The organism is Aeromonas sp. SrichE-2G (assembly GCF_017939565.1).
GTDB lineage: Bacteria > Pseudomonadota > Gammaproteobacteria > Enterobacterales > Aeromonadaceae > Aeromonas > Aeromonas taiwanensis.
In genome coordinates, this window is sequence record NZ_JAGKRG010000032.1 from 1 (window position 1) to 286 (window position 286).

The 286-nt window shown below is 54.9% G+C and carries 1 rRNA gene; it reads right to left on the reverse strand.

The window, feature by feature from the left end:
* Window positions 1-286 (reverse strand): 23S ribosomal RNA (locus J9885_RS20180); the annotation flags it as partial.

Sequence of the window (286 nt, forward strand, 5' to 3'; positions counted from 1 at the left end):
TTTCGGCCTCGCCTTAGGGGTCGACTCACCCTGCCCCGATTAACGTTGGACAGGAACCCTTGGTCTTCCGGCGAGGAGGCTTTTCACCCCCTTTATCGTTACTTACGTCAGCATTCGCACTTCTGATATCTCCAGCATGCCTCTCGACACACCTTCGCAGACTTACAGAACGCTCCCCTACCACTCACGCTTAGCGTGAATCCGCGGCTTCGGTGCCTGGTTTGAGCCCCGTTACATCTTCCGCGCAGGCCGACTCGACTAGTGAGCTATTACGCTTTCTTTAAAT